Annotated in this window: 16 protein-coding genes; 15 read left to right on the top strand and 1 reads right to left on the bottom strand. The window is 50.1% G+C overall.

Features of this window, described 5'->3' with window-relative positions; translation table 11 throughout:
- Window positions 1–35 precede the first annotated feature (35 nt).
- From AC5RDV_RS01180 to AC5RDV_RS01110, 15 genes are all read left to right on the top strand, one after another.
- Complete coding sequence (locus AC5RDV_RS01180) at window positions 36–1,019, top strand: tetratricopeptide repeat protein (protein WP_008624373.1); 984 nt, start codon at window positions 36–38, stop codon at window positions 1,017–1,019.
- 293 nt (window positions 1,020–1,312) lie between these two features.
- The gene (locus AC5RDV_RS01175) at window positions 1,313–2,155 is read left to right on the top strand and encodes a prephenate dehydratase (protein WP_021980905.1); all 843 of its coding nucleotides are present in this window, start codon (window positions 1,313–1,315) and stop codon (window positions 2,153–2,155) included.
- Window positions 2,136–3,320, top strand: a complete 1,185-nt coding sequence (locus AC5RDV_RS01170) for a pyridoxal phosphate-dependent aminotransferase (RefSeq protein ID WP_021980906.1) — start codon at window positions 2,136–2,138, stop codon at window positions 3,318–3,320. Before AC5RDV_RS01175 ends, AC5RDV_RS01170 begins: the two co-directional genes overlap by 20 nt.
- 34 nt (window positions 3,321–3,354) lie before the next feature.
- Window positions 3,355–4,428 carry a bifunctional 3-deoxy-7-phosphoheptulonate synthase/chorismate mutase type II gene (locus AC5RDV_RS01165; RefSeq protein ID WP_008624367.1) on the top strand — a complete coding sequence of 358 codons (1,074 nt, stop codon included), beginning with the start codon at window positions 3,355–3,357 and terminating at the stop codon, window positions 4,426–4,428.
- A gap of 24 nt (window positions 4,429–4,452) precedes the next feature.
- Window positions 4,453–5,226 carry a prephenate dehydrogenase gene (locus AC5RDV_RS01160; protein WP_008624366.1) on the top strand — a complete coding sequence of 258 codons (774 nt, stop codon included), beginning with the start codon at window positions 4,453–4,455 and terminating at the stop codon, window positions 5,224–5,226.
- A 146-nt stretch (window positions 5,227–5,372) separates the two neighbouring features.
- Window positions 5,373–5,951 (top strand): bifunctional adenosylcobinamide kinase/adenosylcobinamide-phosphate guanylyltransferase, encoded by a 579-nt coding sequence (cobU, locus tag AC5RDV_RS01155; RefSeq protein ID WP_172604724.1) that lies wholly within the window; start codon window positions 5,373–5,375, stop codon window positions 5,949–5,951.
- Between the two features lie 2 nt (window positions 5,952–5,953).
- Window positions 5,954–7,027, top strand: a complete 1,074-nt coding sequence (cobT, locus tag AC5RDV_RS01150) for a nicotinate-nucleotide--dimethylbenzimidazole phosphoribosyltransferase (protein WP_040602450.1) — start codon at window positions 5,954–5,956, stop codon at window positions 7,025–7,027.
- A gap of 14 nt (window positions 7,028–7,041) precedes the next feature.
- Window positions 7,042–7,815: an adenosylcobinamide-GDP ribazoletransferase gene (cobS, locus tag AC5RDV_RS01145; RefSeq protein ID WP_282747432.1), complete on the top strand. Its 774-nt coding sequence runs from the start codon at window positions 7,042–7,044 to the stop codon at window positions 7,813–7,815.
- Window positions 7,816–7,822: 7 nt separating this feature from the next.
- On the top strand, window positions 7,823–8,350 hold the full coding sequence (gene cobC / locus AC5RDV_RS01140) for an alpha-ribazole phosphatase (protein ID WP_008624358.1): 528 nt from the start codon (window positions 7,823–7,825) through the stop codon (window positions 8,348–8,350).
- A gap of 5 nt (window positions 8,351–8,355) precedes the next feature.
- Window positions 8,356–10,818 (top strand): helix-turn-helix domain-containing protein, encoded by a 2,463-nt coding sequence (locus tag AC5RDV_RS01135; RefSeq protein ID WP_282747435.1) that lies wholly within the window; start codon window positions 8,356–8,358, stop codon window positions 10,816–10,818.
- A gap of 91 nt (window positions 10,819–10,909) precedes the next feature.
- A complete protein-coding gene (locus tag AC5RDV_RS01130; RefSeq protein WP_282747437.1) occupies window positions 10,910–13,387 on the top strand; it encodes a glycoside hydrolase family 31 protein in 2,478 nt (825 codons plus the stop codon).
- 628 nt (window positions 13,388–14,015) lie between these two features.
- On the top strand, window positions 14,016–16,187 hold the full coding sequence (locus AC5RDV_RS01125) for a fasciclin domain-containing protein (RefSeq protein ID WP_282747439.1): 2,172 nt from the start codon (window positions 14,016–14,018) through the stop codon (window positions 16,185–16,187).
- Between the two features lie 242 nt (window positions 16,188–16,429).
- Window positions 16,430–18,601 (top strand): fasciclin domain-containing protein, encoded by a 2,172-nt coding sequence (locus AC5RDV_RS01120; RefSeq protein WP_282747441.1) that lies wholly within the window; start codon window positions 16,430–16,432, stop codon window positions 18,599–18,601.
- 211 nt (window positions 18,602–18,812) lie between these two features.
- On the top strand, window positions 18,813–20,984 hold the full coding sequence (locus tag AC5RDV_RS01115) for a fasciclin domain-containing protein (protein WP_130894134.1): 2,172 nt from the start codon (window positions 18,813–18,815) through the stop codon (window positions 20,982–20,984).
- 175 nt (window positions 20,985–21,159) lie between these two features.
- Window positions 21,160–21,861, top strand: a complete 702-nt coding sequence (locus AC5RDV_RS01110; protein ID WP_130894133.1) for an SIMPL domain-containing protein — start codon at window positions 21,160–21,162, stop codon at window positions 21,859–21,861.
- 7 nt (window positions 21,862–21,868) lie between these two features.
- On the opposite strand, the gene AC5RDV_RS01105 is transcribed toward AC5RDV_RS01110, so the two are convergent.
- Window positions 21,869–22,534: an HAD family hydrolase gene (locus AC5RDV_RS01105; protein WP_008624341.1), complete on the bottom strand. Its 666-nt coding sequence runs from the start codon at window positions 22,532–22,534 to the stop codon at window positions 21,869–21,871.
- Window positions 22,535–22,561 lie beyond the last annotated feature (27 nt).

The raw sequence follows: 22,561 nt of genomic DNA, 5'->3' as shown, positions 1-22,561 counted from the left end.
TAGTATATTTGCGCGCAGAAAAAAACGAGAATAAAATGGGATTTCTAAAAACATTGTTCGGCGCCCGGGAAGAGTCCCCGGAAGAAAAAACCGAGAAACGCCGCGAGCGGGATTTTAACGTACTGAAATATGACGGTGTACGCGCCTGTAAAATGGGGGAGGTCAAATATGCCATACGTTGTTTCCGCGAAGCACTTGCCCTCCGGAACGATTCCGAAACCGCAAGTTATCTGGCCGAAGCCTTGCTCTCCGACAAACAGGCTGAAGAAGGCCGGAGCATATTGGCAAAACTGGCCGAAGAACTGCCGGACCATATCGGCGTACGGTTGGCCATGGCCCGTGCCGATGAAATGATGCAGGATTATACGCGCATGGACGAAGATTGCCAGGCCGCCTTGCAAATCGACAGTTGCCATGCCGGAGCGCTCTACCGCTCGGCCCAAGCCAAACATGCCTTGCACGACGAACTGAACGCCGTGGCCCTGTTGACACAAGCCATCGTACAGGACGGCCATTTGACGGAAGCTTACCTGTTGCGCGCAGAAATCCTCCGCGCCATGGGCAGCCTGACAGAAGCCGAAGCCGACATCGACCACTTACTTGAAAGCGAGGAAGCACGACCTGCACCCGAAGAAGCCGTAATGTTGAAAGCCGCACTGCGACTGCAGCAAGGGGATGCTCCCACAGCCATTACCTATTATAATAAGGTGAAGACTCAAAACCCTCTAATGGGAGAAGCGTACGTGGGCCTCAGCACGGCATACGCCGCCAACCGTCAGCTCGACCGGGCACTGTCCACACTGGACGAAGCCGTGGAACTCATGCCGGACTTCAGCGAAGGATACAAAGAACGCGGACGCATCAAACTGATGCTCAACGACAAGGCCGGGGCGACCGATGACCTGAAAAAAGCGTTGGAAACCTCTCCGGAAGCAGCCAAGGCCGTCGAAGGACAGTTCAGCAACATAGAACAAGAGATGAACGGACAATACAAAAACCGTAACCCTTACGGTTTCTAAATGTAATCAAAATCAGGTATTCTTTCACATTTTTCCCGTTTAAGAGGAAAAAAGCGGCGAAAACATTTGCCGGAAATGAAAAAATCCCTAATTTTGCAACAGATTCAAAAATACGAAGATGAAAGAATTATTCAACACATATTTTTATTTCTTCTTTTACTTTTACTTTAGCCATAAAGTGAAGCGGGAGTTCGTATGTGTACCAAACAGAGAATTATACTAATCCAATAAGACATGAGGTCCCGCTTCCCACCGAAGCGGGACTTTTTTGTAAAAACGACAAAACAAAAACAATGAAACGAATTGCAATCCAAGGTATCAAAGGGTCGTACCACGACATGGCCGCCCACTACTTCTTCGACAAAGAGGACATAGAACTTATCTGCTGCTCCACCTTTGAAGAAGTATTTGCCACGGTAAAGGACGACAGTACGGTACTCGGTATGGCTGCCATCGAGAATACCATAGCGGGCAGCCTGTTGCACAATTACGAGTTGCTTTGCGACAGTGGACTTACCATCGTAGGCGAGCATAAGCTGCGCATTTCCCACAGCCTGCTTTGCCTCCCGGACGACAACATAGAAGACATCACCGAGGTACATTCCCATCCGGTAGCCCTAATGCAATGCCGCGAATTCCTGGCCCGGCATCCTCGTCTGAAAGTCGTGGAAGGAGAAGATACGGCCGGCTCGGCGGAAATCATCAGCCGGGAACAACTGCGCGGACAAGCCGCCATCTGTTCCAAATTCGCAGCCCCGCTGTACGGCATGAAAGTATTGGAAGAAGGCATCGAGACCAACAAACACAATTTCACCCGTTTTCTGGTCTTCAGCCAACCGCAACGCGCCAACCTGCTGCGTGATATACGCCAGACCAACAAAGCCAGCCTGGTATTCACCCTTCCCCACGAAGAAGGCTCGCTCTCGCAGGTGTTGTCCATCCTTTCTTTCTATAAATTGAACCTGACCAAAATACAATCCCTCCCCCTCGTGGGAAAAGAGTGGCAATATATGTTTTACGTAGACTTGGGCTTCGACGATTATACCCGCTATTCACAAAGCATAGATGCCATTACCCCGCTGACCAAAGAACTCAAAATATTAGGAGAATATCAAGATGGAAGACAAACTATATAAATTCCGCATACAGCCAGCCGAACGGCTGAGTTCCGTACAGGAATACTATTTCTCAGTGAAACTCAAAGAAGTGGCACGCATGAACGCCGAAGGTAAGGACGTTATCAGCTTGGCTATCGGAAGTCCGGACATGCCCCCTTCGCCCCAAACCATAGAAACGCTGTGCGAAGAAGCCCGACATGCAGACGCACACGGCTACCAACCCACAACGGGAATCCCCGAACTGCGCCGGGCCATGGCCGATTTCTACAAACGGTGGTACGACGTGGATTTGGACCCGGCCTGCGAAATACAGCCGCTTATCGGCTCCAAGGAAGGCATACTCCACGTCACGTTGGCCCTGGCCAATCCGGGCGACCGCGTGTTGGTGCCCAATCCGGGATACCCCACCTACACGTCGCTCAGCAAAATCCTCGGCCAACAAATCACCTATTATGACTTGCAGCCCGAAAACGGTTGGCAACCCGACTTCAAAGCCTTGGAAGAAATGGACCTGAAGGGCGTGAAAATCCTATGGACCAACTATCCCAACATGCCGACGGGTGCCAACGCCCGGCGCGAAACGTACGAAAAACTGGTAGACTTCGCCTTGCGCCACAACCTTGTCATCGTGAACGACAACCCGTATAGCTTCATCCTGAACCACGAACGGCTCAGCATCCTGCAAGTCCCTGGCGCCAAACGCTGCTGCATCGAGTTCAACTCCATGAGCAAGAGCCACAACATGCCGGGCTGGCGCGTAGGCATGTTGGCCACGAACGCGGAATTCGTGCAATGGATTCTCAAAGTGAAGAGCAATATCGACTCGGGAACCTTCCGCCCAATGCAGCTCGCCGCAGCAGCCGCCTACCGGAACGATGCCCAATGGCACGAAGAAGCCAACATACACGTGTACGCCGAACGCCGGGCACTGGCCGAGGAAATCATGCGCACACTGGGCTGCACCTTCGACCCGACGCAAGTGGGCATGTTCCTTTGGGGGCGCATCCCGGAAAGTTGCGACAACGTGGAACAACTTACGGAGAAGATTCTGCACGAGGCACGGGTCTTCATCACGCCGGGATTCATCTTCGGCAGTAACGGTAACCGGTATATCCGGATTTCGCTTTGCGCCAAAAAAGAGAAAATAGCCGAAGCTTTGGAACGTATCCGAAAAGTATTTTAAGCACCAAAAAGCATAGAATTAAAAACATAACGATATGGACGATTTACGATTAACTTCCCTGAACCTTCCGGGAATAGACGAAAACAAGCGACCCCTCGTCATCGCCGGCCCCTGCAGTGCCGAAACAGAGGAACAAGTCATGGCCACCGCCCGGCAACTGGCCGAAAAAGGATTCAAGATATTCCGTGCCGGTGTATGGAAGCCACGTACCAAACCGGGAGGATTCGAAGGTATGGGCGAGACGGCATTACCCTGGCTGCAACGCGTCAAGGAAGAGACCGGCATGCTGATAGCCACCGAAGTGGCCATGCCCAAGCATGTGGAAGCGTCTCTCAAAGCCGGAGTGGACTTACTTTGGGTCGGAGCACGTACTACAGCTAATCCTTTCGCCATGCAGGAACTGGCCGATTCCCTCAAAGGTGTGGACATCCCGGTTTTGGTCAAAAATCCGGTGAATCCCGACATCGAACTTTGGATAGGAGCCTTACAGCGCATCAACGGGGCAGGCATCACCCGTTTGGGGGCCATCCACCGCGGATTCTCCAGCATCGACCAGAAAATCTACCGCAATGCTCCCATGTGGCACATCCCCATCGAACTGCACCGCCGTTTCCCCAACTTGCCCCTCATCTGCGACCCGAGCCACATCGGCGGACGCCGCGACTTGATTGCCCCGCTCTGCCAACAGGCCATGGATATGGGCTTCAACGGATTGATAGTAGAAAGCCACTGTAACCCGGATTGTGCGTGGAGCGACGCCAAACAACAAGTCATGCCCGATGTGCTCGACTTCATACTTGACCGTCTGGTGGTACGCGAGAACGTGGAAATGACAGAAAGCCTGTCAGCCCTGCGCAAACAGATAGATACCTTGGACAATGACCTGATGGACCTGTTGACCCGCAGGATGCGTGTGAGCCGCGAAATCGCGACCTATAAAAAGGAACACGACATGGCCGTGGTGCAAACCGGACGCTACTCTGAAATCCTTGACAAACGGGGGGCGCAAGGCGTACTCTGTGGAATGGACGCAGATTTCGTCAGGAAAATCTATGAAGCCATCCACGAGGAAAGCGTACGCCAACAAATGGACATCATTAACAAGTAAGCACGGACAAAAAGAACAAACATCATGAGAATACTCATTTTAGGAGCCGGGAAAATGGGCTCATTCTTCGTGGACTTGCTGAGTTTCGACCATGAGACGGCAGTATACGACATCGATGCCAAACGGCTACGGTTCATGTACAATACGCAACGTTTCACCTCGATGGACGAAATAGACGCATTCCGCCCCGAACTGGTCATCAATGCCGTGACACTGAAATATACACTGGATGTCTTCCGGCAAGTGATTCCCCACCTGCCTCAAGACTGTATCCTGAGCGACATTTCGTCCGTCAAAACGGGATTCAAGGAGTTTTATGAAGGTGCAGGCATGCGTTATGTCAGCACACACCCCATGTTCGGCCCCACGTTTGCCAACTTAGGCAGCCTGAACCACGAGAACGCCATTGTCATCAACGAAGGCGACTATATGGGACGCATCTTTTTCCGTGACTTATACAGTCGGCTCGGATTACATGTCTGCGAATACTCGTTCGAGGAACATGATGAGACCATGGCCTACTCGCTCAGTATTCCTTTCGTATCGACTTTCACCTTCGCTGCGGTGATGAAACATCAGGATGCCCCGGGCACGACATTCAAACGCCATCTGAAAATAGCCCAGGGCGTGCTGAGCGAAGACGACTGCCTCCTTCGGGAAATCCTTTTCAACCCGCGTACCAAAAGTCATGTGGAGCGCATCCGCGAAGAGTTGAAAAGCCTCATCCACATCATCGACGAGCGCGACGAAGAAGGGCTGAACCGCTACCTGACACGTATCCGGGAAAACATCAAATAAAAAACGCCCGAAGGCTCCATACCCAACCGCAAGCCCGGACCCACTCTACAAGCGTCCGGACCTGCGGTTGGACTTTTTTTGAAAAAGGGAACGATTTCCAATAACCACGGACATGAATAGGAAAATAAATGGCTATCTTTGCGGACATGAAAAGAATTATTCTGATTACAGGAGGAGAACGCTCCGGTAAAAGCATGTATGCCGAACAGTTGGCACTGCGACTGTCCGAACAGCCTGTTTACATGGCCACGGCACGCATTTGGGACGAGGAGTTCCGCCAACGCGTACATATCCACCGCGAACGGCGAGGCCCGCAATGGACCAACATTGAGGAAGAAAAATACCTGAGCCGCCACGACCTGAGGGGACGGACGGTGTTGGTGGATTGCGTCACGCTGTGGACCACGAATTTTTTTTTCGACTATACGCCGCAGCCGGGTTCCCGGGTTCCGAATCCCTCTGACACCGTGGAAAGCCGACAGGCCCAAGCCGGAATCCGGCAAGTAGAGGAGACGCTGCAAGCCGTGAAAGAAGAATTCCTGCGCTTCACTTCGCAGGAGGCGACTTTCATATTCGTAACCAACGAAATCGGGATGGGAGGCGTATCGACTAACGAAGTGCAACGCCGCTTTACCGACTTGTTGGGTTGGACCAACCAATTCGTAGCGTCCCAGGCCGATGAGGTCTACCTGATGGTGAGCGGTATCCCTGTGAAAATCAAATGAACATGAAAACATTCCGAATTACGACTCCGGACGAGGCTTTGCGCCCTGCCCTGCAAAACAAAATAGACAACCTGAACAAGCCGAAAGGGTCGATGGGACGGTTGGAAGAATTAGCCCTGCAAATCGGCCTGATACAACACACGCTCTCACCGGAATTGCGCCACCCTTGCCACCTGCTGTTCGGTGCCGACCATGGAATCGAACGCGAAGGAGTCAGCATATCCCCTCGCGAAATCACCTGGCAACAGATGATTAACTTCAGCCACGGGGGAGGCGGAGTAAATATGTTCTGCCGCCAACACGGTTTCGACCTGTTCCTGATAGACATGGGAGTGGACTACGATTTGCATTCCTATCCCGGCATCATCGACTGTAAAGTAGCACGTGGTACACGGAACTTCCTTCACGAAGCGGCCATGACGGAAGAGGAAACGGACCGATGCATAGAAACCGGTGCCCGCATGGTGACAGAATGCCACGAACGGGGCTGTAACGTCGTCAGCATAGGCGAAATGGGAATTGGCAACACCTCTCCTTCTTCCATTTGGATGCACTTGCTGACCGGCACGCCGTTGGAAATGTGCGTGGGGGCAGGAGCCGGACTGGACAATGCCGGTATCCGCCACAAATACGAGGTCCTGCAAAATGCCGTACAGCATTTCCGCGCCCATCATCCCGACCTGCAAGATGCCGATGTCTGTTCAACCCAGTACGCCACGGAAATGCTCCGTTGGTTCGGCGGCTTCGAAATGACGGCGGCCATCGGTGCGATGCTGCGTGCCGCCGAATTGGGCATGGTGATTCTGGTGGACGGTTTCATCATGACGGCCTGCATGCTGATGGCCTCACGGCTTTATCCGGCCATACGCCACTATGCCGTGTTCTGCCACGAAGGCGACGAGGCCGGACACCGGCGGATGCTCGCAGCCTTGCATGCCCGAGGGCTGCTCCAGATAGGCTTGCGCCTCGGTGAGGGCACAGGTGCTTTGTGCGCCTATCCGCTCTTGCAATCCGCCGTCCGCATGCTCAACGAAATGAACAACTTCGAAAACGCTCACATTACCAAATACTTTTAATCCCGCATCCCACTATGACAGACCGACTATGGGCTTCACTGATTTTCTTCACGCGCCTGCCTTTCTGGCGCATCCGGCAAGTGGACGCCAAGTATTTCAAACACGTGGTAGACTACTGGCCGTTCGCAGGTTGGCTCACGGGAGGTACGGCCGCTCTCGTTTTCTGGCTTGTTTCAGGGATTCTACCGGTCACCACGGCTGCTTTGGCAGCGACAGGCACACGCTTGTGGCTTACCGGTGCCTTGCATGAAGACGGATTGGCTGACTTCTGTGACGGATTCGGCGGAGGTACCACACGCGAACGTACATTGGCCATCATGAAGGATTCCCATATCGGTACGTATGGTGTCCTGGGACTGGTCTTCTACATCGGACTGCTAATCAGTCTGGTCTCGGCTCTGCCGCTTTGTATGGCTCCGGCCATTATCTTCACAGCCGACGTGTATGCCAAAGCATGCAGCAGTTTCATCATCCTGCAACTCCCCTACGCCCGGACGGCAGAACAAGCCAAAGCGGGGGTCGTTTACTCCGTCTGGAATAAACAGGCTATCGCTAGCCACGTATTCCGTTGCCTGCTCGCCCTTGTCCCATGCGTAGCGTGGCTCCTGTCCGGCCCGACCGTTTTCCCTTTCTGGGCTTTTCTGGCTCCCCCGGTTACGGAACTTCTGCTCACCGGCTGGATGAAACGCCGGTTGCAAGGTTATACGGGCGACTGTTGCGGTGCCTTGTTCTTGCTCTGTGAGTTGAGTTTCTATTTATCTATTGTCATACTTTACCATTTCATATAATCCCGTCATGGAAATCTATTTAGCCCGACATACCTCAGTAGACGTCCCACGCGGCACTTGCTACGGTTTTACGGATGTTCCCCTCCGTGCCACATTCCGGCGCGAAGCCACTGCCACCCGACTACGGCTTGGCAACCTCACTTTCGACCACGTGTACACCAGTCCGCTCAGCCGGGCGGCCAAGTTAGCCACATTCTGCGGTTATCCCGCTGCCGAACGGGACGAACGGCTGAAAGAAATGAATATGGGCGACTGGGAAATGCAACGTTTCGATGACATCATCGACGAACGGTTACAACTTTGGTACGACGACTTCCTGAACCAACCGACCACAGGCGGAGAATCGTTCCGCGACCTTTATGCCCGAGTAGCAGCCTTCTTGGACGACCTGAACAGGAAGGACTACCGGCGTGTAGCCATCTTCGCCCACGGCGGAGTACTGATTTGTGCCCAAGTTTATGCCGGTGCCATCCCGTTGGAAGACGGTTTCAAGCATCTGACATCCTACGGCGGCGTAGTGAAAATCAATATCTGAGCATCATGAAACATATATTGCTTTATCCCGTCCTGTTCATTTGCTTCCTCGCCTGTCTTCCCGCCAATGCCCTTCCGTACGTTTTCAGCCGATTGGATGCGTCGGACGGCCTAAGCGACAACCAAGTGCAACATATCCTGCAACTGCCGGACGGACGGATGGTCTTCACGACATTAGGTAACATCAACCTATACGACGGCATGCGGTTCCATTACATACACCGGAACGACTCCGACGTGTATGCCATCGACGGTTACCATGGGCATTACCATGTATATGTAGGCGACCATGAAAGACTTTGGGTAAAGGATTACGGCAAAGCATGGTGCCTCGACCTCCGGCATGAACGATACCTCAAGCAACCGGAACAGGTTTTCTCAGAAACGGGGATACGGGAAAAAGTAAACGACTTGTTCGTGGACTCCGAAAAGGGATTATGGTTGGTCTCTTCCAAAGGAATTTGGGAAACCCGGAAGAAACGTTACCTTTTACTCCCGAAAGATGCCGGCGAGTTGCAGGACGTTGAAGTCTCGGACGGGCGAATTTACCTTTTTTCCAGTTCCGGGGAAGTGCTTTGCTACTCACAAAACCAAGGTAAACTGCTTTACCGGGCAACGGCTTATCCGGAAAGCGAACATGCAAACTACGGCCGCACCTCGCTCGTGGTCAAGGGACCTGACGGCAACTTCTACCAAGTCAGGAGCGGCATGAAGTCCGGATTGTTCGCCTTTTTCCCAAAATCGCGCACATGGAAGCAATTATTGGATACCCAAAGCCCCTTGCACACGTTGATAGTCCCATCTCCCCAAATGGCTTACATCAGCAGCCTGAACGGTATTTGGGCCATCAACCTGGCCAACGGCAAAGCCCATTTCCAATCTAGCCTCCGTACGACCGACGGCAAGCAACTACAGACCGACCTCAACACCATATACCAAGACCGCCAACAGGGCATTTGGTTGGGCACAGGAAACCGTGGCATACTCTACACCCACCCCGAACGTTTCAAATTCATCTCCACGGCCACGCAGGAAGAACTGCCATTTGAGGATTCCCTGAAAACGGCTACAAGACAACGGGCACGACGCCCGCCCATTTTCAAAGGGCAACAGTACAATGACGTGCATACCGACCGCCACGGGCGGACATGGGCCGGCACGCCGGACGGGCTGCGCCTTTTCTTCCCCGGACAAGACCAATACCGTACATTCTATACGGAAGACGGATTACCCAACAACTTCATCCATGCCATCACGGAAGACGGGCACGGGCAAATATGGCTGTCCACAAGTGATGGCATCTCGCGCCTGACCGTCAACGAAAACGCAGATTCGGCATGGTTTACCAATTACCGGCAGGAAGACGGAACGCTCAAAGGGGAGTACCGTAACCAAGAAGTACAAAATTTGCCGGACGGAAGCATTTTGATGGGGGGAGTGAACGGATGGACGATGTTCCACCCCGACAGCGTGGAAATCCCCCGCAAGGATTTCCTCCCCCTTCTCATCAGTCTGTCTTTGTACGGAGAGCCAGTACACATCTCACAGGATTCCACCCACACGCATCCTCTTCTTCCACAAGCCCCGCCCTACATCAAACATTTCGAGTTCAATTACAGGCAGAACCACATCGGCTTCGACTTTTCTGCCCTGAACTATGCCTGGCCTACACACACCTATTACCGTTACCGTCTCATCCACGAAGGTGACTCCACATGGCATATAGTACGCCCGCAAGCCAATAGCAGTATCATAGACCACAAAGGCAACCTGCATCTGACCTTTTCCCTTCTCCCACCCGGAAACTACCGCCTGGAAGTCATGGCTTCCACACAATCCCACCTTTGGGATGGCCCTGTCACGGATGTCACATTCACGATCCATGCCCCATGGTGGCTTACCCGTTGGGCTTACGCAAGTTATGCCATCCTACTCCTGCTATTGGCAGCCATCGGAATACGCCTATATATACGTCAGACCAAACGACGTATCCTGCGCCGGCACAAAGAAGACATTCTTCTCCTACGCATCCAACACCTTATCGAACGGTGCGACAGTTACGAACAACAAGCCTCAATAGCCAATACACGCGACAACAAACCACAAGAAAAAGAAGAACCACCTATCAGCGCCAATGACAGTGATTTTTTAAACAAGGCCGTAGCTTTGGTTGAGGCTCACCTGAACAGCCCGGGATACACCGTAGAGCAGCTTAGTAAAGACCTATGCATGGAACGCAGCGGATTGTATAAAAAATTAAATACGTTAATAGACAAATCGCCTAGCCTGTTCATCCGGAGCATTCGTCTGCGGCGAGCCGCAGACCTCATCCGAAAGGGGGGGATGAACATGGCAGACATAGCAGAACAAGTAGGATTCAGCTCGGCCAGCTACATGAGCAAATGTTTCCAGGAAGAATTTGGCTGCCGACCTTCGGAATACGCCGAAAAAGAGCAAGAATCAACATAATTACCACACGTTTCAACATAATTGTTACTGGTTTTTATCTGTTCTGGAATAACTTTGCACCATCAACATTCACTTTAAAAGTTTTCAAGACATGAGAAAAACCTTATTGACATTTTATGGCTTGGCTTGCATGGCCTGCCTGCACGCACAAGAGGTGACACGAACGGCGGAAGGCGCAAAAAATTTCATCCGCACACAAGATGTGACGGAAGAAATACGTTTCTATTCCGACGCCATCGTGCGTGTTATCAAGTACCCCGCACGCCAAATGCCCGACAAAAAAAGCTATCCGGTCATCAAGACACCGGAAAACATAGATATTTCCTATACGGAACAGGGCGGCAATTTATCCATGAAAACTCAAAACTTAGAAGTCATCATGGATAAGAATTCCGGCAAAATCACATTTAAAGACCTCCAAGGCAACTTATTGATACAGGAAAAAGAATTTGGCACGAACTTCATTCCATGCAAAGACGGCCCTCATGCCAGTTACCGCGTGACGCAACGTTTCATGCTCGAACCCGACGAAACCATTTTTGGACTGGGACAACAACAAACAGGCAAGTTGAACCAACGCGGCCAAGAACTGATGCTACGTAATGAAAACACTCGCGTATGTATCCCCTACATCACGTCGGAAAAAGGTTACGGCCTCTATTGGGACAACCCGTCACCTACCCTTTTCTCCGACACACCGCAGGAAACCAGTTTCAACAGCGAAGCCGGACTGATGAGCGACTATTACATTATTTATAAAGACGGCACACAAGACGGTGTCATTGCCGGCGTACGTGAGCTGACAGGACAAGCCTCCATGCTTCCACTCTGGACCATGGGATTCTGGCAATGCCGTGAACGTTACAAAAGCCCCGATGAACTGTGTGGTGTATTGGACAAATACCGCGATTTGGAGATTCCCTTGGACGGTATCGTGCAAGACTGGCAATACTGGGGATGCGATTCCAATTGGAATGCCATGAAGTTCATGAACCCGCGCTACATCAACAAAATGGGAGACCCGGAATGGATGAGATATTTGCCTAACGGCGAAGATCCCAATGCCAAATATCCGGAGCCACGCATCAAGACCCCCAAAGAAATGGTGGAATATGTGCACAAGAACAACGCCCACCTGATGATTTCCGTATGGGCCAGCTTCGGACCTTGGACAGACCAATACAAGGAACTGGATGCCATGAATGCGTTATTAAAGTTCGAGACATGGCCACGTAATGCCGGAGTACACCCCTATGACCCCTTCAATCCCAAGGCACGGGATTTGTATTGGCGTTACCTGAAGAACCTTTACGACTTGGGCATTGATGCCTGGTGGACAGACTCCACGGAACCGGACCGCTTTGACATGGGTGAGAAAGAATTCAGCCTTCCTACGGCAGACGGCACTTTCCGTAGCGTGCACAATGCCTTCCCGCTTGTCAGCAACCAAGGCGTATACGAACACCAACGTGCCGTATCGGACAGCAAACGCCTGTTCCTCATGACCCGTTCCTCATACTTTGGCCAACAGCGTTACGGCTCATTCTGTTGGAGCGGTGATGTGTCTTCACAATGGAATGTCATGCGTGCCCAAATTGCGGGCGGATTAAATTACTCGCTTTGCGGTATCCCTTACTGGAACACGGACATAGGAGGTTTCTTCGGTTGGGAATATAACAATGACTGGCACAACGTGGCCATGCAGGAATTGCAAGTCCGTTGGATGCAATGGGGTTGTTTCATGCCTATCATGCGTAACCACTGTTCTTCGCCCATGGAAAGCGAAATCTACAAGTTCGGTGAACCGGGCTATTGGGCCTACGATGTCCAAAAAGATTTCGTTGAACTGCGTTACCGGCTTTTGCCTTATATATATAGCCTTTGCGGTGAAGCCACCCAAAATAACGGCAGCATCATGCGCCCGTTCGTTATGGATTTCCCCAAAGACAAGAAAGCCATCCGGACCGACAATGAATACATGTTTGGCCGCAACCTGCTCGTGATGCCCGTTACAGATTCACTTTACACCTATTTAGACCCCAAGACCAAAAAGGGATACACTTCAGTACCCGATGTGGCCAAGGCCGTGAAGAATGTAAAAGTCTATCTGCCCCAAGGTGCCAAATGGTACAACTTTTGGACGAACGAATTGCATGCCGGAGGGCAAACGGTCAATATGCCATGCCCCATCGACATCATGCCGGTGTACGTGAAAGCCGGTTCCATCATGGCCTTCGGCCCTGCAGTGCAATACACATCCGAAAAGAAGTGGGACAACTTGGAAATCCGTATCTATCCGGGAGCCGACGGCGAGTTCACCCTCTATGAAGACGAAGGCGACAATTACAATTATGAAAAAGGAGCTTTCAGCCAAATCCGTTTCCATTGGGATGACGTAACCCGCACACTGACCATAGATGACCGTAAAGGCGAATACAAAGGAATGTTGAAGAAACGTAACTTCCGTATCCTCGTAGTAGACCGCCAATCCCCTTCGGGCGACAAAGAACCGACCCAGTTTAGCCGTTCCGTACGTTACAACGGAAAAGCACAGGCCATCAAGTTGTAAAAAAACTTTTAAACATCTGGATGCCGCACGCCTTCGCAATTCATTACCGCAGGTGTGCAGCATTCGTTTTTTACGAACACAACCCTTAACTCCATTTTGGGTAACAGCAAGCCATCGAGGGACATCCCCCTACACTGGAATTTTCCAAAAAACCTGCTTCATCCTTCAGCACACAATATAAATATATAATAATCAAATTATTATAAACTGAAAGTTGTTCCGGTCATCTTTCAGCCATGCTTCATTTCTTTTGGAAAAGAACGGAAAACCAATCGGCTGAGAATGAAAAATCATTTGGCTGAGAATGAAATATCGTTTGACGCAGAACGTTTGACGACCTTCAGCCATGAAAGGAAACTGAAAGATAGGTATTTAATCTTTCAGTTCACAATATATTATATGATAGTCGTTTACCACATATCCTGAAAGATGAAAGACTTTTTTGCAACCCCCTTTGGGAAGAGCGCATGAGAAATCCCCCTAATTTTCCTTTCCAAATTGGCATTTATTATCCAATTTCTGAATAACATAATCCTATTTTATGGATGTTTATTTTCATATCTTTGTATAAAAAAAATAAAACTATATTAATCTAATTTTTATTTTCAACATATTAAAATTTAAGGTTATGAAAAATAAAATCAGCCCCATCTTATCTATGGGTGCGGTGTTGTTCTCGTTCATGCTAACGACTTTATTTCCGAGTTGTAACGACGACCTTGCCGCCGACAGCTATTACACATTCACGGGAGAAATGATGAGCGACTTCCTGGACAACCATGAAGATTTCAGCCAATTCAAGCGTATAGTGGAGAGGGCAGGAAGAATGGACTTGCTGGCAAGCCGGGGAGCAAGGACGCTGTTCCCGCCCGTGAACTCCGGCGTGGAAGATTTCCTGAAAGAAAGGGGATACGCCTCCGTCGAGGACATTCCGGCATCTTTTTGCGACACGCTCGTCAAAGCCTGCCTGGTGGAACGGACATTGTACACATACAACCTGTCCGAAACACATCAGGAAAGCAACCAACTTGACCTGCCCGTAATCATCGTGACCGACGGAGACACGGTCGATGCCAACGGAATGACACTCAGCGTCATCAACCGGCGTGCCGCCATCATCAACGAATTGAAGAACGACTCCGTGGAAAACGGCGTGGTGCATCCCGTGGACAAGGTGATTGTGCCCAACACCAGTCTCGGAGCCAGCCTGTTGGACGATAACCACCAGGACTTCACCATTTTCTATGAAGCCCTCAAACGGACGGCCCTGCTCGATTCCTTGTCACGTTACCGCGATGATGATTACGAAGTGTGGAAAAATAACTATAAAGAATTTACACAAAGCATGCACATCGGGAACGAGGACTACGTGGGCAAACGCCCCGACCATCGATACAGCGGTTTTACCCTCTTCATCGTGCCCGACAAGGTGCTTTATGAGAAGTATCCGGACCGTTTCAACGAGGATATGACCATGGATCAAAAGATTGATGCACTGTACGACTTGGCCGTAGAAAAATACAACGACAACACATCTGCCAGTATTTTCGGGCTGGACAAGACAGAACCCGCCTCAGGCAAGACTTATAAAGAACTGTATTGGGACAAATCCTCCCTGAAAAGCCGGTATAACCCGTTGAACATGTTCCTGTCCTACCATATCCTCGACCGCCTGTTCACCAGTACGGCCAAGCTCATCAACTGTTGGCAAATCAACACGGCCTATGCCGACCCGACGGAATGGGTGGGAACGATGCTGGATTTTTCCTCCATCAAACTGGAAAAAGTGTACCGTACAATCGATCCGGCCGTGGAGTACGAGCGCGAGTTCTACATCAATCATAGCGAAGCTTGCATGTACAACAACTACGAACGAATCCGCGGCGCCCACTTGACAACTCCTGAAAATGCAGACAACTTTTCATTGAACGTGGCCTATTATTACGTGGACGACGTGTTGGCCTACGACCCAACCATGCGCAACAAGGTGATGAACACACGCATGCGCATTGATTTCATGACACTTTGGCCGGAACTGACCAATAATAATATCCGTTTGGCCGGGAATCCTACACAAGCTTATAATTCTGGTGACAACAGTGAAGACGGAACCGAAGCAGGCGGCTTCAATTACTACCTTCCACCCGGTTATCTAAGAAACGTGTCCATCAGCGACAATACCACATTCTTCATATCGCGCCCCATCGTATATTGGTCCAACATGGGTGGAGATGTATTAGGCATACTGGGAACAAGTTACGATGTAACATTCCGACTGCCGAACGTACCGCCCGGAACATACGAGCTTCGTTTAGGTTACTGTGCCTTAGTGGATCGTGGCATCGGTCAAGTCTACGTGGACGGCATTCCACAAGGTATCCCAATGGATATGCGCTATAGCGCAAGTGACGCAAGAGTAGGCGGACTCTATAACGGGGGCAAAGGTTGGAGAAACAAAGAAGAAAATTCCAGTGGTATTTACACATCGGAAGAGCTGGAAGAAAATGCCCGGGTAATGAAAAACAACGGCTACTACAGTGCTCCCAAAAGTGTATTCTACGGAAATGACGGTAACGACGCGCCAAGATACAGCGCAAATACTTGTACTATTTATTATAACCAAGATAACTTAATGCGCCGTAAAATCTGCAATGTGGAAGTAAAAGCCAATACACACCACACCATACGCTTGCGTTCTGTACTAACTAGTAGCGAAAGTGGAAACTTCACCCTTGACTACATGGAACTTGTACCCATAGACATCTGCGGAGCCGGAGGTCTTGGAGAGGACCTTTACTAATAAGGCTGATTAAAATATCTTTGGTTTAAAGCCGCACACCATTACGACCCTATGTCATTGGCGTGCGGCTTTCACCGTCCTTTCACTTAAGTCCGACATAATGAACAAGATTTTGCATTTATTATCCAAGTTTCGGACAATATCATCCTATTCTGGTTAGTGTAGCTTTTTATACCTTTGCATATCTGACAAGAAATCAAGAGTGAATTAATCTAATTTTTATTCTTACAAATTTTAAGATTATGGAAAACAAATTCAAATCTTGGATATCCCTATGCGCCCTATTGCTCTCGGTCGCACAGATACCCCTTTTTTCCGGTTGCAATGACGACCTTCCCGCCGACAGCTACTACACATTCACGGGAGAAATGATGAGCGACTTCCTGGACAACCATGAAGATTTCAGCCAATTCAAGCGTATAGTGGAGAGGGCAGGAAGAATGGACTTGCTGGCAAGCCGGGGAGCAAGGACGCTGTTCCCGCCCGTGAACTCCGGCGTGGAAGATTTCCTGAAAGAAAGGGGATACGCCTCCGTCGAGGACATTCCGGCATCTTTTTGCGACACGCTCGTCAAAGCCTGCCTGGTGGAACGGACATTGTACACATACAACCTGTCCGAAACACATCAGGAAAGCAACCAACTTGACCTGCCCGTAATCATCGTGACCGACGGAGACACGGTCGATGCCAACGGAATGACACTCAGCGTCATCAACCGGCGTGCCGCCATCATCAACGAATTGAAGAACGACTCCGTGGAAAACGGCGTGGTGCATCCCGTGGACAAGGTGATTGTGCCCAACACCAGTCTCGGAGCCAGCCTGTTGGACGATAACCACCAGGACTTCACCATTTTCTATGAAGCCCTCAAACGGACCGCACTGCTCGATTCGCTCTCCCGTTACCGTGACGACGATTACGAAGTGTGGAAAAACAATTATGCCCCATTCACGCAAAGCATGCGTATCGGGAACGAGGACTACGTGGGCAAACGCCCCGACCATCGTTATAGCGGGTTTACCCTTTTTATCGTACCGGACAAGGTTCTTTACGAAAAATACTCCGACCGTTTCAACGAAAGCATGACCATGGACCAAAAGATTGATGCACTGTACGACTTGGCCGTAGAAAAGTACGATGACAACATTTCAGCCGGCATCTTCGGGTTGGACAAGACTGACCCTGCCACCGGCAAGACTTATAAGGAGTTGTATTGGAACAAATCCTCCCTGAAAAGCCGGCATAACCCGTTGAACATGTTCCTGTCCTACCACATCCTCGACCGCCTGTTCACCAGTACGGCCAAGCTCATCAACTGTTGGCAAATCTACACGGCCTATGCCGACCCGACGGAATGGGTGGGAACGATGCTCGACTTCTCTACCATCAAACTGGAAAAAGTGTATAGCACAATCGACCCGGCGGTGGAATATGAACGGGACTTCTACATCAACCATAGCCAAGCCTGTGCTTATAACAATTACGAACGAATCCGCGGTGCCCACCTGACAACTCCTGAAAATGCGGACAACTTTTCATTGAACGTGGCCTATTATTACGTGGACGACGTATTGGCCTACGACCAGACCATGCGTAACAAGGTGATGAACACACGCATGCGCATTGACGTACTAACCTTGTGGCCCGAACTGACCACCAACAACATCCGTCTTTGCGGAAACCCCACTCAGGGTTACAACGCCGGGGACAACAGCGAAGAGGGAACCGAAGCCGGAGGCCACAATTATTATCTCCCACCGGGTTACCTGAAGAACGTGAAGTTCAGTGAAAACACCATATTCTTCTTGGAGCGTCCCATCGTACAATGGTCTAATATGGGCGGGGACGTGGTAGGCATATTGGGAACAAGCTACGACATCACGTTCCGCCTGCCGAGCGTGCCGCCCGGAACATACGAACTGCGGTTGGGGTACACTGCTTTGGAATCCCGTGGCATCGGCCAGGTCTACGTGGACGGTATTCCACAGGGTCTACCCATGGACATGCGCATTTTCGGAAACGACGGAAGTATCGGTGGTCTCTACAACGGATGGGCTGGTTGGCGCAACAAAGACGAGAATGCCGGTGGAATCTATACCACGGAAGAGTTGGAAGAAAACGCCCGAATCATGAAGAACAACGGTTATTACAGTGCTCCCAAAAGCGTATTCTTCGGTAATGACGGGAACGACGCACCGAGATACAGCGCAAACACATGTACCATTTATTATAACTCAGTAAACTTGCTGCGCCGCAAAATCTGCAACGTGGAAGTAAAACCCAATACCCACCACTCCGTACGTTTACGCTCCGTATTGACCAGTAGCGAAACTTCTGATTTCACGCTTGACTTCATGGAATTGGTTCCGATAGACATCTGCGGGGCCGGAGGTCTTGGGGAAGACCTCTATTGACAGGCTGAATTCTCGCGAAGACGTTACCGCTTGCCACAACGGTACACATCCCTGCCTACCCTTCATTATTGACAATGGAGGATAGGTCTTTTTTGCTTTTATTAGGAGGTAATTCCATTTTTAACAGAAAAAATGAATATATTATATATTTCTTTAGTACCTTTACAACCCGAAAACAAATAAAATTAACCTAATAAAACCTATTCGATCCATGAAGTATCTATCCAAAATTACCCCATGTATCTGCGCCATCCTCCTTTTAATAGGACAGGGTGGGATTCTCACAAGTTGTAACGATGACCTTGCAGCCGACAGTTACTACACTTTCACCGGTGAAATGATGAGTGATTTTTTGGCGAACCGTGAAGATTTCAGCCAGTTCAAACGCATCGTAGAACGAGCCGGCAGAATGGACTTGTTGGCAAGCCGGGGAGCGAGGACGCTGTTCCCGCCCGTAAACTCCGGCGTGGAAGCTTTTCTAAAAGAAAGAGGATACGCCTCCGTCGAAGACATTCCGGCATCTTTTTGCGACACGTTGGTAAAAGCCTGCCTTATAGAACGAACGTTGTACACATACAACCTTTCTGAGACGCATCAGGAAAGCAACCAATTGGATTTACCCTTGATTATCGTGACCGATGGTGACACGGTCGATGCCAACGGTATGACGCTCAGCGTCATTAACCGACGTGCCGCCATCATCAACGAACTGAAGAATGACTCTGTAGAAAACGGAGTAGTACATCCTGTAGACAAGGTTTTAGTACCCAATACCAGTCTGGGAGCCAGCCTATTGGATGAGAACCATGAAGATTTCACCATCTTCTATGAAGCCCTCAAACGGACCGCACTGCTCGACTCCCTGTCACGCTACCGTGATGATGACTACGAAGAATGGAAAAACAACTACGCTCCATTCACACAAAGCATGCGTATCGGAAATGAAAACTATGTAGGCAAACGTCCGGATCATCGATATAGCGGTTTCACGCTTCTCATCGTACCCGACAAAGTACTTTACGAGAAATACAACGACCGTTTCAACGAGGGCATGACCATGGATGAAAAGATCGACGCCCTGTATGACTTAGCTGAAGAAAAATACGATGACAACACTTCTGCCAGCATCTTCGGGTTAGACAAGACAGACCCTTCTACCGGAAAGACATACAAAGAACTTTATTGGAACAAATCTTCATTGAAGAGCCAATATAACCCCCTGCACATGTTCCTGTCTTACCATATCCTCGACCGGTTGTTCACTAGCACGGCCAAACTGGTAAACTGTTGGGGAGTCAATACGGCTTATCTTGACCCGACGGAATGGGTCGGCACCTTGTTAGACTTTTCTACAATAAAATTGGAACGGGTTTACCGTACAATCGACCCTGCGGTAGAATACGAACGTGATTACTATATCAACCATAGTCATGCCAGCGCGTACAACAATGATGAACGCATCCGAGGTGCCCATCTGACGACTCCTGAAAATACCGACAACTTCTCGTTGAATGTGGCTTATTTCTACATAGACGACGTGTTGGCCTACGACCAAACCATGCGCGCCAAGGTCATGAATACCCGTATGCGAATCGACTTCATGACGTTGTGGCCGGAACTGACCAACAACAACATCCGCTTGTGCGGTAATCCTACACAAGCCTATAACGCCGGAGACAACAGCGAAGACGGGACAGAAGCCGGAGGTTACAATTATTATCTTCCACCCGGTTACTTAAAGAATGCCACATTCAGCGAAAACACCACTTTCTTCATACAGCGCCCCATCGTATATTGGTCGAGTTTGCATGGAGACGTATTAGGCGTTTTGGGTACGAGTTACGACGTGACCTTCCGCCTGCCTAATGTGCCTCCCGGCACCTACGAACTGCGTTTAGGTTATTGCGCCTTGGCCGACCGCGGAATCGGACAGGTTTATGTGGACGGCGTACCTCAAGGCATTCCTATAGACATGCGATACGGCCCTAGCGACGCAAGAGTAGGCGGCCTTTACAACGGCTTCAAGGGTTGGAGAAACAAAGAAGAAAACTCCAGCGGTATCTATACTTCTGAGGAATTGGAAGAGAATGCACGTGTCATGAAGAATAACGGATACTACAGCGGCCCTAAGGGTGCGTTCTACAATAACGACGGAACTGACGCACCAAGATACAGTGCAAGCGTCTGTGTAACTCATTATAACCAGAACGATTTGATGCGTCGTAAAATCTGTAACGTGGAAGTAAAAGCAAACACCCACCATACCATACGTTTGCGTTCCGTGCTTTCAAGCAGTGAAAGCGGAAACTTCGTCCTCGATTACATGGAGCTGGTTCCGATAGACATCTGCGGAGCCGGAGGTCTCGGGGAAGACCTCTATTAAACACGTTCCGCAACAAACCATAGTCCCATCTGTATACGGCTTTCTAACAAGGCCGGAATACAGATGGGACATTTTTTTCGGGCATATTTAGGATTTTTCATACTTCTCCTTGCCATATTCACCACATATCAGCTATATTTGCTTCTTACGATTGTATTCATTAAAACTTTAACGCATGAAGAATTGGAGAATAGAGGCCATTATCTTGGCCGTAGGATTGTCATTAGCCGGCGTATTCGTACGCAATGGCCTCAGCGAGTTTTCATCCCACAGCCGTGTAGTAACCGTCAAGGGGTTAGCCGAAATGGAAGTAAAAGCCGATAAGGTTACGTGGCCGCTGACTTATAAAGTCTTGGGAAACGATATGGTATCCCTTTATAATGAGATAGAGGAATCCAATGCAAAAATCATCGCATTCCTGAAAAGCAAAGGGGTCAAGGAGAATGAAATTAGCATAAACGCCCCGGAAATCATCGACACCAAAGCCGAACGCTATAATACGACCGTGCAACCCTACCGCTACAATGTAACCACGGTCATCACGGTCACCTCTAAACAAGTAGACTTGGTGAGAGGTCTCATCAACGAACAAAGCGAACTGCTCAAACAAGGAGTTGCCATCATTTCCGGAGATTACCGCTACAACGTGGCATACGACTACACGAGCCTCAACGACATCAAGCCAAAAATGATAGAGGAAGCCACCAAAAATGCACGTACGGCTGCCGAAAAGTTTGCCAAAGACTCGGAAAGCCGCTTGGGAAGCATACAACGCGCCTACCAAGGACAATTCTCCATCGAGAACCGGGATCCGAACACACCTTATATAAAACAGGTACGTGTCGTAACGACGATAGACTACTCGCTTGAGGACTGACCGGAGTTCACAACCTGGAAATGGATTCCAACAGACCGGGTATATCAGCAGGGCTGTCCGCAAAACGGACGGCCCCGTTTCGTTCCAAGAAATCCCGGTCGCGGAAGCCCCATAATACAGAAATACACGGAAGCCCCGCATGGGCAGCCGTAGCCACGTCTACATCCGAGTCTCCCACGTAAACGGCTTCGTCCTTTTCCACCCCCAGTTCCTGCAATGCAATTTCCACCATGTCGGGAGCCGGTTTGCGACGTATGCCGGCACGCTCTCCTACGGCCACTTGTACCGTATCCTGAAAATAATGACGATAGAGTTCATCCACCCCGCCTTGCAGTTTATTCGACACAATGGCAATCTTATAACCGGCCATTTTCAGTTCATGCAACAAATCCGCAATACCCGGATATAAACCGGTCTTCACCATGCAATGTTCCACATAATAGCGTTTGAAACAGTCGAAAACAGCCTCAAACCGCCCACTATCCGTACCGGTTGGCACGGCACGTTCCATCAATTTGCGCACTCCGTTACCCACAAAACTGCGCACCTCCTCCACACTGCGCGGAGGAAATCCGAACTGTACCAGAGCATAATTCGTACTATCCGCCAAATCGTCCAACGTATTAAGCAACGTACCGTCCAAGTCAAAAACGACCGTAGTAATTTTCGCCATCCTTATTATCTATAATCGAACAAAATT

The organism is Paraprevotella sp. (genome assembly GCF_986071375.1).
This window is presented reverse-complemented; position numbering and strand designations above follow the sequence as displayed.